This is a genomic window from Micromonospora chersina (genome assembly GCF_900091475.1).
Classification (GTDB): domain Bacteria; phylum Actinomycetota; class Actinomycetes; order Mycobacteriales; family Micromonosporaceae; genus Micromonospora; species Micromonospora chersina.
The window spans coordinates 3,667,255-3,681,661 of sequence record NZ_FMIB01000002.1; the positions used below are offsets into that span (position 1 = coordinate 3,667,255).

At 73.4% G+C, this 14,407-nt stretch carries 13 protein-coding genes; 2 read left to right on the top strand and 11 right to left on the bottom strand.

Annotated features, from left to right (window positions below; translation table 11 throughout):
* Nucleotides 1–91: 91 nt before the first annotated feature.
* The 4 genes from GA0070603_RS16870 to GA0070603_RS16885 form a co-directional block, all read right to left on the bottom strand.
* The gene (locus GA0070603_RS16870) at nt 92–688 is read right to left on the bottom strand and encodes a cell wall protein (RefSeq protein WP_091314678.1); all 597 of its coding nucleotides are present in this window, start codon (nt 686–688) and stop codon (nt 92–94) included.
* Between the two features lie 16 nt (nt 689–704).
* Entirely contained in the window at nt 705–1,115 is a 411-nt protein-coding gene (locus tag GA0070603_RS16875; protein WP_091314680.1) for an RlpA-like double-psi beta-barrel domain-containing protein, read from the bottom strand.
* A gap of 103 nt (nt 1,116–1,218) precedes the next feature.
* A complete protein-coding gene (locus GA0070603_RS16880; RefSeq protein WP_244282542.1) occupies nt 1,219–1,857 on the bottom strand; it encodes a YoaK family protein in 639 nt (212 codons plus the stop codon).
* A gap of 73 nt (nt 1,858–1,930) precedes the next feature.
* On the bottom strand, nt 1,931–2,959 hold the full coding sequence (locus GA0070603_RS16885; RefSeq protein WP_091314686.1) for a DUF4331 family protein: 1,029 nt from the start codon (nt 2,957–2,959) through the stop codon (nt 1,931–1,933).
* Between the two features lie 276 nt (nt 2,960–3,235).
* Here GA0070603_RS16885 and GA0070603_RS16890 point away from each other — a divergent pair, with 276 nt between their 5' ends.
* Both GA0070603_RS16890 and GA0070603_RS16895 read left to right on the top strand, forming a co-directional pair.
* Entirely contained in the window at nt 3,236–4,453 is a 1,218-nt protein-coding gene (locus GA0070603_RS16890; RefSeq protein ID WP_208862896.1) for an MFS transporter, read from the top strand.
* A complete protein-coding gene (locus tag GA0070603_RS16895) occupies nt 4,450–5,622 on the top strand; it encodes a low temperature requirement protein A (RefSeq protein ID WP_091314690.1) in 1,173 nt (390 codons plus the stop codon). The genes GA0070603_RS16890 and GA0070603_RS16895 overlap by 4 nt, the downstream gene beginning before the upstream one ends.
* Here the strand turns inward: GA0070603_RS16895 and GA0070603_RS16900 are convergent.
* From GA0070603_RS16900 to GA0070603_RS16930, 7 genes are all read right to left on the bottom strand, one after another.
* Nucleotides 5,610–6,290, bottom strand: coding sequence for a response regulator (locus GA0070603_RS16900; protein WP_091314693.1), 681 nt, complete (start codon nt 6,288–6,290; stop codon nt 5,610–5,612). The two genes, GA0070603_RS16895 and GA0070603_RS16900, sit on opposite strands and share 13 nt — an antisense overlap.
* Nucleotides 6,287–8,827 carry a sensor histidine kinase gene (locus tag GA0070603_RS16905; RefSeq protein WP_091314697.1) on the bottom strand — a complete coding sequence of 847 codons (2,541 nt, stop codon included), beginning with the start codon at nt 8,825–8,827 and terminating at the stop codon, nt 6,287–6,289. The genes GA0070603_RS16900 and GA0070603_RS16905 overlap by 4 nt, the downstream gene beginning before the upstream one ends.
* Nucleotides 8,828–8,844: 17 nt before the next feature.
* On the bottom strand, nt 8,845–9,726 hold the full coding sequence (locus GA0070603_RS16910) for a potassium-transporting ATPase subunit C (RefSeq protein WP_091314701.1): 882 nt from the start codon (nt 9,724–9,726) through the stop codon (nt 8,845–8,847).
* On the bottom strand, nt 9,726–11,912 hold the full coding sequence (gene kdpB / locus GA0070603_RS16915) for a potassium-transporting ATPase subunit KdpB (RefSeq protein WP_091314705.1): 2,187 nt from the start codon (nt 11,910–11,912) through the stop codon (nt 9,726–9,728). The genes GA0070603_RS16910 and kdpB overlap by 1 nt, the downstream gene beginning before the upstream one ends.
* A gap of 20 nt (nt 11,913–11,932) precedes the next feature.
* Nucleotides 11,933–13,588 (bottom strand): potassium-transporting ATPase subunit KdpA, encoded by a 1,656-nt coding sequence (kdpA, locus tag GA0070603_RS16920; protein ID WP_091314708.1) that lies wholly within the window; start codon nt 13,586–13,588, stop codon nt 11,933–11,935.
* Nucleotides 13,588–13,677, bottom strand: coding sequence for a K(+)-transporting ATPase subunit F (gene kdpF / locus GA0070603_RS16925; protein WP_091314711.1), 90 nt, complete (start codon nt 13,675–13,677; stop codon nt 13,588–13,590). The genes kdpA and kdpF overlap by 1 nt, the downstream gene beginning before the upstream one ends.
* A gap of 456 nt (nt 13,678–14,133) precedes the next feature.
* A complete protein-coding gene (locus GA0070603_RS16930; protein ID WP_229791389.1) occupies nt 14,134–14,349 on the bottom strand; it encodes a hypothetical protein in 216 nt (71 codons plus the stop codon).
* Nucleotides 14,350–14,407 lie beyond the last annotated feature (58 nt).

The window sequence follows — 14,407 nt, forward strand, 5'->3', positions numbered from 1 at the left end:
TGACGCCCGGGCGGCACGGGTGGCGTGCCGCCCTGCGACGGCTCCGGGCTCGGCGTGCCTGACGCCGGGCCGGAGCCGTCGGGCGTACCGGTCAGGCGGCGGCGTAGACGGTGGCGATGTCGATCTCGTTGGTGTCCGGGTGCCAGGCGCCGAGCACCTGGACGTGCCGGCCGACCCGGAGCAGCGACAGGTCGCTGACGGCCGGGGTGCCGTTGTAGACCGCGGCGGACCGGCCGGGCACGACGTGGGCGACGATGCGCTGGCCCTTGTGGTCGAGGTGCAGCAGGTTGCGGCCGACGGCGGCGATGTGCGCGTGCAGGTTGACGATGTTGACCCACACCGAGTCGGCGGCGAGCGTGCCGTCGGGCAGGCGGACGCCGCGGGCGTAGAGCCCGTCGCCGATGGCGACCTGGTCGAACGTGGTCGGGTGCAGTTTCCAGATGCTCGTGCCGTCGGTGATCCGGATCGAGTGCAGCACGGTGTCGGATCCGGTGACCAGCAGCAGGTGGCCGGAGATCTTGCTGATGCGGCCCTCGACGAAGTTCGGGTCGGGGGCGCCGGGTTCGACTGTCGCCGGCTCGGCGGCGAAGGCCGCCTCGGGGGCGAGCGAGCCGAGTCCGGTGGCGCCCACCACGCCGCCGAGCGCGGCGGTGGCGAGGAGGCGGCGGCGGTCCAGGGTCTGGGGCATGGCGGAACCCTCCCGTTCAGACGGTGTCGACCGAGCAGGGCCGCAGCCCCACGGACAGGCTGCCGATCGCACTGAACGCCGCGGGCGTCAGGTCGATGATCCGGTTGCTGCCGCAGGCCGAGCCGCAGCAGGTGCGCTCACCGCAGAACAGGTCGGTCTGCGGGCCGCAGTCGGCGATGGTGGTGCCGACCCGGGCGCCGTTGCAGAGGTTTGTGGTGTAGTGCCGGAAGCCGCACCCCCGCCGGCTCATGCTGAGGCCACAGGTGTCCGGGTGGGTGATGGCGTAGCACGCGTCCGAGGTGTTCGGCCAGGCGTGCTGGTAGTTGCCGGACTTGCAGGTGCCGCAGGCGCCGCCACCGGCGGTGCCGCACGGTCCCCAGGCGGTGCCGCAGCAGAACCACGACACCTCGCCTCGTATGGCCGCCATGGATACCTCCTCTCCGATCGCTTACCGACAACGATGGATGTCGATATAGATGGCGATTGTTGTGTTGGAAATCACCTGAGTCAATATCCCGAACGGAGAATTCCTACATACGGCGGAGCGCGACCAGGGAAACCAGCCCGACCAGGGCCGCCGCGGGCGCCGGCGCCCAGGCCGGCGCGACCTCCAGCAGCACCCCGCCGAGTGCCGCGCCGGCGAGCAACCCGGCCAACCGACCCAGCCCACCCCGGGTGGCGGCGAACCGGCGCGGACCCGACAGCACCCGCCGCACCGCGTCGGTGAGCGACCCGGTGAAGTACGTGGTCGACGCGCCGGGCACCCCGAGGCTCAGGGTGAGCGCGGTCTGCGTACCGCTGGCGGTCGCGGCGAGGCCGAGCAGGACGAGGCCGGTGCCGTAGCCGGGCCGCGCGCCGGCCGCCAGCCAGCCGGCGGCCACCACGACCAGCAACGCCGCCTCGGCCGTCGCGACAGCCGTGGAACGCGGGCGCCAGCCCGGCCCGGCGCGGCGCAACGCGTGGCTGGCGGCGCCGACCCCGGCCGCGTACCCGCCCACCGCGACGGCACCGCCCGCCAGGGCGCGGAGGTCCCCCGCGGCGAGCGCCCGGCCGACCTGCACCAGGTTGCCGGTGATCACGCTGGCGAAGAAGCCGCCGAGGCGGGTCACACACACCACGTCCAGCACGCCCGACGCGACGGCCAGCAGCACCAGCAGTCGTGGCACCACGGGGCGCGGAACGGCGGCCGGGCCCGTCGGGTCGTGGCCGCCCGGGGGCGCGGGCCCGACCCGGCTCAGGAGCTCACCGCCCGGCGGGGACCACGTACGGGAAGGCGGCGGCCCGGGCGTCCCTGGTGATGTCCGGGGTGAGGCCGGAGGTCACCCCCGTGTTGAGCACCAGGGAGAACATCACCTCGGGGGCGTTGTCGGCCATGGTGCGCCCGTTGCGGAGGGCGAAGCCGTAGTTCGCCGGCGTGCCGACCTGGTAGGACAGCACGTCCGGGTAGACCTCGCGGGCCACGCTCCAGCCGTACGCCCCCGGGTCGGGCGCGGTGCCGTTGGCGGCCACCACCCGGGCGACGGTCGAGGCGATCTCCTCCCCGTCGGCCCGCAGGTCCTCGCAGGGGTGGCGGGTGTTCGCGGGGTTCGAGAAGTCGGTGTCGGTGGGCCAGAAGATCGGCCACATCATCGGGTGCCCGGCGCGGTTGATCTGCCGCCATCCGCCGGCGTCCGTGGCCAGCTTGGTGGCCGCCCAGACGCCGATCCGGGTGCCGACGCGCAGCATCGGCGCGTCCCGGGACACCTCCAGCACGATCGAGTCGACGGTGGTGCCGGCGAAGCTGTTCTTCGCGTTCTCGGGCCGCCAGGCGGAGCGGTCCAGCGCGGCGCCGTTCTTGAAGGCGTCGTTGACGGTGGCGAGCTGGTCCAGGTCGATGTAGAAGGGGTCGGTGATCCGCCCGGCCCAGACCCGCAGGTGGTCGCCGGTCACCTCCTCGCCGGTGCGGCCCTGGGCGACCGGCGTGCCGGTGGCGGCGTCGTCGTACGCCTCCGCGCCGGTGAGGGCGTGCACGGTCAGTTCCTGCCGGCCCTGCCCGTCGAGTTCACCGAAGGCCACCCGGTAGGTCAGCTCCTCCATCTCGCTGCCGTCGACGTGCACCTTGAACTCGTACCGCGCCTCGTGGTGGAAGCCCGGCTTGATGTCGGCGCGGGTCACCGAGCTGTTGACGTCCATGACCAGGACGGTCCCGCGCTCGCCGTCGAAGACGTAGAGGTCGTCGAGGTAGAGCTGGCCGCTCTGGGCGGCGAGCGGGGTGTCGAGGTGGTGCGACATGGCTGTCTCCCGGGTCAGCGGCTCGGCAGGGCACGGCAGAGCCTATCCGCGCAGAACGCCCCAAATGCTCCAATCGGAGCTTTCCGTCCGGCTGGCCGGTGGGTTACCGTCGGCGGGTGATCCCGGTGGAGGCCGCGGCGGCCGCGTACGCCCAGTGGCTCACTCCTGCCCTGCCGCTCTACGGCAACGACCACGAGCGGGCCGACTTCGCTCCCTGAGGCGCCCCGGCACCTGACGCCTCCTGTCCCCGTCACGTCGCACCGGGAGCGATGTCCCATGTCCGTCGACAGTTCCGGGATCCGGGCGGTGCTGCGCGCACCCCAGGTCCTCCGGGTCCTCCTCAGCAGCCAGGTCGGCCGGCTGCCCACCGCCAGCGGGCCGCTGGCCCTGCTCCTCTTCGCCCGCCAGTCGCTGAGCCTGGCCGCGGCCGGCCTGCTCGTCGCCGCGTACACGGCCGGGATGGCGGTGGGCACCCCGCTGCTGGCCCGGGCCGTGGACCGCTGGCGGCAGCCGCCCGTGCTGTGGGGCGCCGCGATCCTCTCCGGCCTCGGGTTCGGCGCGGTGGCGCTGACCGGCGGGCACGTCACCGGCGCCGTGCTCGGCGCCGCCGTGGCCGGGCTGGGCACGCCGCCGCTGGAGGCGTGCCTGCGTACCCTCTGGCCCGCCCTGCTCCCGCCCGCCACGGTGCCCACCGCGTACACGCTGGACATCGCCGTGCAGGAGGTGATCTTCGTGGTCGGCCCGCTGGTCACCCTCCTCGCGGTGACCGTGGCCGGCCCGGCCGCCGGGCTGGTCGCCGCCGGGGTCCTCCAGCTCGCCGGCACCGCGGCGTACGCGCTCAGCCCCGCCGTCCGCGCCTGGCGCGGCGTGCCGGCGGTGCGGCACTGGGCCGGGCCGCTGCGCGTACCCCGGTTCACCCTCCTGATGGCCGGCGTGGTCGGCGTCGGCGCGGCGGTCGGGAGCATCGCCGTGGCGGTGACCGGCTACGCCGAGACGGCCGGCGACCGGCGGCTCAGCGGCTGGCTGCTCGCGGCGCAGGCGGCCGGGGCGCTGGCCGGGGGCCTGCTCTACACCCGGGCGCGGCCGGGCGGGCCCGGGCGGCTGCCGCTGCTGGCCGCCGCGCTCACGATCGGCTACCTGCCGCTGCTGCTCGCCCCCGGCCCGGTCCCGATGGCCGGCCTGCTCGTGGTGAGCGGGCTGGCGCTGCCCCCGGTGCTCACCGCCATCTTCCTCACCGCCGAGCGGCTCGCCGAGCCGGGCACGGTGGCCGAGGCGTTCGCCTGGGTGAGCACGGCGTTCGTGGTGGGCAGCGCCGCCGGCTCCGCGCTCGCCGGCCCGCTGGTGTCGACGAGCCTCCGGTACGGGCTGGCGATCGCCCCGGTCGCCGCGCTGCTCGGCACCGTGGTGCTCTGGGCCGTCTCCCGTGCCGACCGGTCGCGACACCCGGAGAACGGCCCCGGGCCGGGGGCGGAGGTCTACGCTCGGTCCTCATGACACCCGCGCGTCCGGGGCCCGGGGACCCGGCACCGGCCGACCGGGTGACCACCGTCGAGGTCTTCTTCGACCTCGTGTTCGTCTTCACCCTGACCCAGCTCACCCGGGTGCTGGAGGCGGACCTGTCGCCGACCGGGCTGGCCCGCGTGCTGCTGCTCTTCGGCGTCCTGTGGTGGATGTTCGACGGGTACGTGTGGCTGGCCAACCACGTGCCGCCCCGCGTGCCCGCGCAGAAGCTGCTGCTCTTCGTGGGGATGGTCGGCTTCCTGCTGGCCGCGGTCGCGGTGCCGGACGCCTTCGGCGGCACCGGGCTGCTCTTCGGCGTGGGCTACCTCGTGGTGATCAGCGTCCACCTGCTGCTGTTCACCCGGGCCCGCATCGGTCCGGCACTGGCCCGGCTCGCCGTCTACAACCTGGGGTCGGCAGTGCTGGTGCTCGTGGGCGGCCTCCTCGACGGCACGGCCCGGTACGCGTGCTGGCTCGCGGCGCTCGCGCTCCAGTCGGTGGTCCCGTACCTGGTGCCCCGGATCTCCTGGGTGCGCCTGCTGTCCGCGTTCCACCTCCAGCCCGGGCACTTCGTCGAACGGCACGGGCTCCTGGTGATCATCGCGCTGGGCGAGTCGGTGGTGGCGATCGGGATGGGTGTCGACACCGCCCACGTGGGGATCGGCACGGTTGCCGTCATCGCCCTGGCGCTGGCGCTGCCCGCCGCGCTGTGGTGGACGTACTTCACCGACACCCCGGGGCAGGAGGAGCGGCTGGCGGCGGCCGGCCCGGAGCGGACCCGGCTGGCCCTCCGGCTGGGCTTCGGGCACATCCCGCTGCTGCTCGGCATCGTGGTGGCGGCGGCCGGCATCCACGCCGCGGTGGCCCATCCGGGTCACACGGCGGGTTGGCGCCCGGCGCTGACGCTGGCCGGCGGCGTGGCGCTGTACCTGGCCGGGATCGCGGGCCTGCGCCGGTCGCTGCACGGCGTTCCGGCGCTGAGCCGGCTGGTCACCGGCGCCGCCGTGCTCGCCACCATCCCGGTCGGCACGCGGCTCAACGCCGGCGCGCAGCTCGCCGCCGTGGTGCTGGTGCTGGTCGTGATGCTGGTTGTCGACCGGCGGTGGCACGAGGCCGCGACCAGCGGGCCCGCGGCGGCCGGCGGCCCGGGTCAGGGCCGGTAGCGGTAACCCATCCCCGGCTCGGTGATCAGATGCCGCGGCCGGGCCGGGTCGTCCTCCAGCTTGCGCCGGAGCTGGGCCATGTACTGCCGCAGGTAGTTGGTCTCGTGCTGGTACTCCGGTCCCCACACGTCGTGCAGCAACTGGCGCTGGCTGACCAGCTTGCCCGGGTTGCGCAGCAGCTTCTCCAGCATGGCCCACTGGGTCGGGGTGAGCCTGACCTCGGCGCCGTCGTCCCGCGTCACGGTCCGGTCGGCCAGGTCGACGGTGTGCCGGCCGATCCGCAGCGCGGGCCCGGCGGGGGCGGCGCCGCCGAGGCGGCGGGTGACCGCCCGGATCCGGGCGAGCAGTTCGTCCACCCCGAACGGCTTGGTGACGTAGTCGTCGGCCCCGGCGTCCAGCGCGGAGACCTTGTCCTCGCTGCCGGCCCGGCCGGAGAGCACGATGATCGGCACGGTGGTCCAGCCGCGCAGGCCCCGGATCACCTCGACGCCGTCCAGGTCGGGCAGGCCGAGGTCGAGCACCACCAGGTCGGGCGGGTGGCTCGCCGCGGTCTTCAGCGCCGCCGTGCCGGTCTCGGCGACCTGGACCTCGTAGCCGCGGGCGCGCAGGTTGATCCGCAGCGCGCGGAGGATCTGCGGTTCGTCGTCGACGACCAGGATGCGGGTCACCCCTCGCCCCTCTCCTCGGCGGCGGGCAGCCGCAACACCATGGTCAGCCCTCCGCCCGGGGTGGTCTCCGGGGTGATGCTGCCACCCATCGCCTCGGCCAGCCCGCGCGACAGGGCGAGCCCGAGCCCGACCCCGGTCTGGTTGTCCCGGTCGCCGAGACGCTGGAACGGGAGGAAGACGTGCTCCCACTGGTCCTCGGGGATGCCCGGCCCGGTGTCGATGACCCGCAGCTCGACCTGCCCGGCGTGGGCGCTGGCGGTGATGGTGGGCGGCCGGCCGGGCGGGCTGTGCCGCAGCGCGTTGGCCACGATGTTGACCAGCACCCGCTCCAGCAGGCCCGGGTCGGCGGCGGCGGCCGGCAGGTCGGCGGGGATGTCCGTGGTGACGTCGGCCGCCGATGGGCCCAGCTCGTCCAGGGCCCGCGGTACGGCGTCCTCCAGCCCGATCGCGGTCGCGGTGACGCCGAGCGCGCCGGCTTGGAGCCGGCTCATGTCGAGCAGGTTCGCCACGAGCCGGCCCAGCCGGTCCAGCGACTCGTCGGCGGTGGCCAGCAGTTCCTCGCGGTCGTCGGCGTCGAACTCGACGTCGTGGCTGCGCAGGCTGCTCACGGCCGCCTTCGCCGAGGCCAGCGGCGTACGCAGGTCGTGGCTGACGGCGGCGAGCAGCGCGGTGCGCATCCGGTCGGCCTCGGCGAGCGGCCGGACCGCGGCGGCCTCCGCGGCGAGGCGTTCCTGGCGCAGCGCGACGGCGGCCTGGGCGGCGAACGCCTCGACCACCCGCCGGTCGGCGGCCTCCAGCCGGCGACCGGCGAGGACCACGGTGAGCCGGTCGTCGACGGGCACGGCGGTCTCCCCGGCGCCGGGGCTGCCCGGCGGCGCCTCCCCGACGCTCGCCACCACCCGCCAGGCCGCCGCCTCCCGGGCCCGGCCCGGCCGCCCCTCCGCCTCCGCCACCAGTTCCAGCACGCTCACCGCGCGCAACGCGAAGGTCTCCCGCAGCTGGTCGAGAAGCGCGGGCAGCGGCCGTTCACCGCGCAGCACCCCACCGGCCACGGTGGCCAGGGTCTGCGCGTCCGCCGAGGCCCGGGCGGCCTCCCGGGTACGCCGGGCGGCCACGTCCACCACCCAGCTCACCGCGATGGCCACCCCGACGAACACGCCGAGGGCGAGGAGATTGTCCGCCTCGGCGATGGTCAGCGTGTGGAACGGCGGGGTGAAGAACCAGTTCAGCAGCAGCGAGCTGCCCAGCGCGGCGACCAGCGCCGGCCACATCCCACCGACCAGCGCCACCCCGACCACCCCGGCCAGGAAGAGCAGGATGTCGTTGGTCAGGCTGAGGTCGGGCAGGGCCGCGAGGAGCAGGGTCAGCAGGGGCATGCCGAGCACCGCGAGCGCGTAACCGAGCAGCCGGCGCCGCCGGGACAGCGCGGCCGGCACCTCCGCCGCCCGCCGGCCCCGGCCGGCCTCGGGATGGGTCACCAGGTGCACGTCGATCGGCCCGGAGAGCGCCGTGGTGGTGACCCCGACGCCCCGGGAGAGCAGCTGGGCGAAGCGCCCGCGCCGGCTCGCGCCGAGCACCAGCTGGGTGGCGTTGACGCCGCGGGCGAAGTCGAGCAGCGCCGCCGGGATGTTCGCGCCGAGCACCTGGTGGTACGTCCCGCCCAGGCTCTCCACCAGCACCCGTTGCCGGGCCAGCCGGGCCGGGTCGGCCCCGGCCAGCCCGTCGCTGCGCGCCACGTGCACGGCGAGCAGGTCGGCGCCCTTCCCGCGGGCGGCGATCCGGGCCGCCCGGCGGATCAGCGTCTCCCCCTCCGGCCCGCCGGTCAGGGCGACGACCACCCGCTCCCGGGCCTCCCAGGTGGCCGAGATCCCCTGCTGCGCCCGGTACGCGTCGAGCTGCTCGTCGACCTTGTCGGCCAGCCAGAGCAGGGCCAGCTCGCGCAGCGCGGTGAGGTTGCCGACCCGGAAGTAGTTCCCGAGGGCCGCGTCGATCTTGTCCGGGCGGTAGATGTTGCCGTGGGCCATCCGGCGGCGCAGCGCCTCCGGGGTCATGTCGACAAGCTCGACCTGCTCGGCGGCGCGGACCACCTGGTCGGGCAGGGTCTCCCGCTGGGTGGTGCCGGTGATCTGGGTGACGACGTCGTTGAGCGACTCCAGGTGCTGGATGTTCACGGTGGTGAGCACGCTGATCCCGGCGTCGAGCAGCTCCTGGACGTCCTGCCAGCGCTTCTCGTTGCGGGAGCCGGGCACGTTGGTGTGTGCCAGCTCGTCGACGACGGCGACCTCGGGGTGCCGGGCCAGCACGGCGTCGAGGTCCATCTCGGTGAATTCGGCCGCGCGATAGATCATCGAACGGCGCGGCACCACCTCCAGGTCACCGACCATGGCGGCGGTGTGCGGCCGGCCGTGCGTCTCGACCAGCCCGATCACCACGTCGGTGCCGCGCTCGGCCCGCCGCTGGGCCTCCTCCAGCATCGCGTACGTCTTGCCGACGCCGGGGGCGGCCCCGAGGTAGATGCGGAGTTCTCCCCTGGCCACGGCACCATCCTCCCTGATCAGCGGGCGGGGAACTGCCGGTCGAGCGCCAGGTTGAGGTCGAGGACGTTCACCCCGGGCTCGCCCATGAAGCCGAGCGCCCGGCCCGTGGTGTGCCGTTCGACAAGCCTCCGGACCGCCGCCGGGTCCGCGCCGCGCTCGCGCGCCACCCGGGCCACCTGGATCTCCGCGTACGCCGGGGAGATGTGCGGGTCGAGCCCGCTGGCGCTGGCGGTGACCGCGTCGGCGGGGACGGCGGACCGGGCGGGCGCGTCGCCCCGGACGGGGGTGACCAGGCCGCCCTCGGCCACGTAGTCGTGGCCGGGCTCGGCCAGCTCCACCGGCACGCCCTGCCAGGTGCCGACGAACGGCGTCGCCGGCGCGACCTGGTTGACGCTCACCACCCGGGTGATCCGCCCGGTCAGCCCGTCGGCACGGAACACGGCCAGCACCGCGCCGACGCCGTCCGGGGTGCAGTAGGGCCGCCGCCCGTCGACGCCGTCGAGTTCGCCGACCGCCCTGCTGCGGGAGCAGACCTGGGTGAGCAGGCTCCGCGTCGAGTCGTCGGGGTCGGTGGCGATGGTGTCGACCACGCTCTCCGGCCCGAGGTTGCTGGCCGAGGTGGAGGTGGGGTCGTAGCCCTCGCCGGCGCCCGACGGCCGGGACTGGAAGTAGCGCGGGACGGGGTTGCCGTCCGCGTCGGTGAAGGACTGGCCGATGAGCGAGCTGCCCGCGGTCGTGCCGTTCACGCGCACCAGCGAGCCCTCGGCCTTGCCGTCGAGCCCGGGGACCCGGCCGACGGCGACCAGGGCCAGCGGGTAGGCGAGGCCGAGCAGGACGGTGAAGACGAGCAGCGCGCGCAGGGCGGCCAGGTGCTGGGAGAGCCAGGAAGGAAGGCGCATCACGAGATCCCCGGGATGAACTGGATGAGCAGGTCGATGAGCTTGATGCCGATGAACGGCACGATGATTCCGCCGAGGCCGTAGACCAGCAGGTTGCGGCTGAGCAGCTTCGACGCGGCAGCCGGGCGGTAGCGCACGCCCCGCAGGGCCAGCGGGATCAACGCGACGATGATGATCGCGTTGAAGACGACAGCGGACAGGATCGCCGACTCCGGGCTGGCCAGCCGCATGACGTTCAGCCGGTCCAGGCTCGGGTAGATGCCGGCGAACATGGCCGGGATGATCGCGAAGTACTTGGCGATGTCGTTCGAGATGCTGAACGTGGTCAGCGCCCCACGCGTGATCAGCAACTGCTTGCCGATCTCGACGATCTCGATGAGCTTGGTCGGGTCGGAGTCGAGGTCGACCATGTTGCCGGCCTCCTTGGCGGCCGACGTGCCGGTGTTCATGGCCACGCCGACGTCGGCCTGGGCGAGGGCCGGCGCGTCATTGGTGCCGTCGCCGGTCATCGCGACCAGCCGGCCGCCCTCCTGCTCCTTGCGGATCAGGGCGAGCTTGTCCTCCGGCGTGGCCTCGGCGAGGAAGTCGTCCACCCCGGCCTCGTCCGCGATGGCCTTGGCCGTACGCGGGTTGTCACCGGTGATCATGACGGTCCGGATGCCCATCCGGCGCATCTCGTCGAACCGCTCCTTCATCCCCGTCTTGACGATGTCCTTCAGGTGGATGACGCCGAGCGTGCGGGCCGGTTGGCCGTCGAGGTGCTCGGCGACGACGAGCGGGGTGCCGCCGATGCCGCTGATCTCGTCGACGAGCTGCCCCACCTGCTCGGTCGGGTGGCCGCCGTTCTCGCGGACCCACTTCATGACCGCGGCGGCGGCGCCCTTGCGGATCTGCCGCACGGGCCCGTCGTCCGGAGTGAGGTCGACGCCGCTCATCCGGGTCTGGGCGGTGAACGGCACGAAGGTGGCGTGCGGGATGAAGCCGGGCTCGCGCTCGCGCAGCCCGAACTCGTTCTTCGCCAGGACCACGATGGAGCGGCCTTCGGGGGTCTCGTCGGCGAGGCTGGACAGCTGCGCCGCGTCGGCGACGTCGGCGGCCGTCACGCCCTCCACGGGGAGGAACTCGTCCGCCTGCCGGTTGCCGAGGGTGATCGTGCCGGTCTTGTCGAGCAGCAGCGTGTTCACGTCCCCGGCCGCCTCGACGGCCCGGCCGCTCATGGCGAGCACGTTGCGCTGCACGAGGCGGTCCATGCCGGCGATGCCGATGGCCGACAGCAGTGCCCCGATGGTGGTCGGGATCAGGCAGACCAGCAGCGACACCAGCACCACACCGGTGACCCCGGCGTCGGTGACCGCGCCGGAGTCGGGTGCGGCAGCCTGGTAGGTCTTGGAGAAGATGGCGAGCGGCTGGAGCGTGACCACGGCCAGCAGGAAGATGATCGTGAGCGCGGCGAGCAGGATGTTCAGCGCGATCTCGTTCGGGGTCTTCTGCCGGTTGGCTCCCTCGACCAGGTTGATCATCCGGTCGATGAAGCTCTCCCCCGGCTTCTGGGTGATCATCACGACGATCCGGTCGGAGAGCACCCTCGTGCCGCCGGTGACCGCGCTGCGGTCACCCCCGGATTCCCGGATCACCGGCGCGGACTCGCCGGTGATGGCGGACTCGTCGACGCTGGCGATGCCCTCGACCACGTCCCCGTCGCCGGGGATGACCTCTCCGGCCTCGACCACGACGACGTCGCCCTGCCGCAGTTGCGGAGCGGGCACCGACTCGGTGCGGAAGGTCCCGGGCGCGGCGCCAGGGGTCCAGCCCAGGGCGCGGGTGGCGACCGTGTCCGTCTTCGCCTTCCGGAGAGCGGCGGCCTGGGCCTTGCCCCGGCCCTCCGCGACGGCCTCGGCGAGGTTCGCGAAGATCACCGTCAGCCAGAGCCAGACCGTGATCGCCCAGGCGAACACCGACGGATCCGCCACGGCGAGGACGGTGGTGAACAGCGCGCCGATCTCGACGATCAGCATCACCGGGTTGCGCCACAGGGTGCGCGGGTCGAGCTTGCGCAGCGCGTCGGGCAGGGACCGGACGAGTTGCCTCGGGTCGAGCAGTCCGCCGCCCCGGTTGCCGTGGGTGGCGGGTGTGCCGGCGGTGGGGGCGTCCGCCGTACCGTGCGGTGCCGGCGTGGAGGTGGTCATGTCGTTCTCTCTCATGGTGGTCACAGCCCCTCGGCGAGGGGGCCGAGCGCGAGGGCCGGCAGGAAGGTGAGCGCCACGAGGACCACCGTGACGCCGACGACCATCCCGACGAACAGCGGCCGGTGGGTCGGCAGGGTGCCCTCGGAGGCGGGGGTGGGCTGCTGGCGGGCGAGCGAACCGGCCAGCGCGAGCACGAAGACGATCGGCAGGAACCGGCCGAGCAGCATGCACAACCCCAGCGCGGTGTTCCACCACGGCGTGCTCACCGTGATGCCCGCGAAGGCGGAGCCGTTGTTGTTGCTCGCCGAGGTGAATGCGTAGAGGACCTCGGACAGGCCGTGCGGGCCGACGTTCAAGGCCGTCGAGTTGTTGCCCGTGGCGAATGCCGCCGCCGTGCCGGCCAACACGAGCGCCGGAGTCACCAGGAAGTACAGCGACGCCAGCTTGATCTCGCGGGAACTGATCTTCTTGCCGACGTACTCCGGCGTGCGGCCGACCATCAGGCCCGCCACGAACACCGTGATCACCGCGAGGACCAGTAGGCCGTACAGGCCGGCGCCGACACCGCCGGGCGCCACCTCACCGAGCATCATGTTGAGGATCAACATCCCGCCGCCGAGCGCCGTGTACGAGTCGTGGAACGAGTCGACCGAGCCGGTGGAGGTCAGCGTGGTCGACGACGCGAACATGGCCGAGTTGGACACGCCGAACCGCGTCTCCTTGCCCTCGAGCGCCGCGCTGACCGCCTGCGGCACGGTGCCGCTGTGCGCCAGCTCGAACCCGTTGGTCACGGCGATGCTGCCCAGCGCCAGGATCGCCATGACGGCGACGATCGCGTACCCCTGCCGGTTCTGCCCCACCATGCGGCCGAAGACGCGGGGCAGGCTGAACGGGATCACCAGCAGCAGGAAGATCTCGATCCAGTTCGTCCAGCCCGTCGGGTTCTCGAACGGGTGGGCGCTGTTGACGTTGTAGAAGCCGCCGCCGTTGGTGCCGAGGTCCTTGATCGCCTCCTGGCTGGCGACCGGTCCGCCGGTGACGTGCTGGGTGGCGCCGGTCAGGGTGGTGACGTCGGTGCCGGCCGACAGGTTCTGCACCGCACCGCCGATCATCAGCGCGATCGTGGCGAGCACGCAGACCGGCAGCAGGACGCGCAGGGTGATCCGGGTCAGGTCGACCCAGAAGTTGCCCAGCTCACCGGTGCGGCTGCGGGCGAAGCCGCGGACCAGGGCGACCGCCACGGCGATGCCGACCGCGGCCGAGACGAAGTTCTGCACGGCCAGGCCGGCCATCTGCACCAGGTGGCCCATGGTCGACTCGCCCGAGTACCACTGCCAGTTCGTGTTGGTCACGAACGAGACCGCGGTGTTCCAGGCGCCGTGCGTCATAACCGGTGGCAGCCCCAGGGAGAGCCACAGGTGGTTCTGCAGCCGCATGAACGCGTACAGGAAGAGGATCGACACGGCAGAGAAGGCCAGCAGGCTGCGGGCGTACACGCCCCAGGTCTGCTCGGCGGCCGGGTTCACCCCGACCAGGCGGTAGATGCCCCGCTCGACCCGGGAGTGCCGGGTGCCGGAGACCACCCGGTACAGGTAGTCACCGAACGGCCGGTAGACGGCGACGAGCGCCGCCACCAGGGACACGATGAACAGCACACCGGCTGCTGTCGTGCTCATCAGAACCGCTCCGGGAGCAGCAGGGCGACGACCAGGAACACGCCCAGGCCGATCGCCAGCACCAGGCCGACGGCGTTGACGGTGCTCACAGCTTCTCCACACCCCTCACGACGAGGGCGAGAGCCGCGAACAGCCCCACCGTCACCAGCACGAACACCACGTCGGACACGGCTGACTCCTCTTACCGGACGTTGTCGGGCGACCGTCTTGTGGTCGCGCCGGCCCATCACAACGCCGGTTCGAGCGAGCGGACAGGGGCTATAACGGGACCGTGACGGCGCCCGCCGGTTTCTTGACGCGCCTTTCACGCGGTCCGGCGCCTCGGGTGAGCCCGGTCACCCGGCGTACGCCCGCCGTCGACGCGGCGGAGGTGCCGCTCATCGGCACGTGCCTGGAGAGGATCCGCGATGCGGTGACCTGCCGGCGGCGTTCGTCGTCACGCCGGCAGGCGTGCCGGCGGCCCGGAGCGGGCGGGTTTTCACGCCCGGCGGGCCGCCGTGGAACTCAGCGTCGGCGACCAGGGCCGACGCGGTGAAGGGGGTGCGTCAGCGCCGCACCTCGCGCCAGCCGGCGCCGCTGCCGCGCCACGCACCGGCCAGGATGCTCGCCGAGCCCCGGCTCGGGCATTCCTGGATCTTCGACCGGCCGGCGGCGCCGCCGATCTGGGCCTGCACTTCCCAGCGCTGCCCGTCCGTGCGGATGTAGACGTCACGGCGCCCACGCGGGGCGCTGACCCCGTTCCACCAGTGCTCCTCGACCATCACGTGGTGACGGTATCGCAGCAGCCGACCGGCCCGCACCTGCCGGTACGGGCCGGAT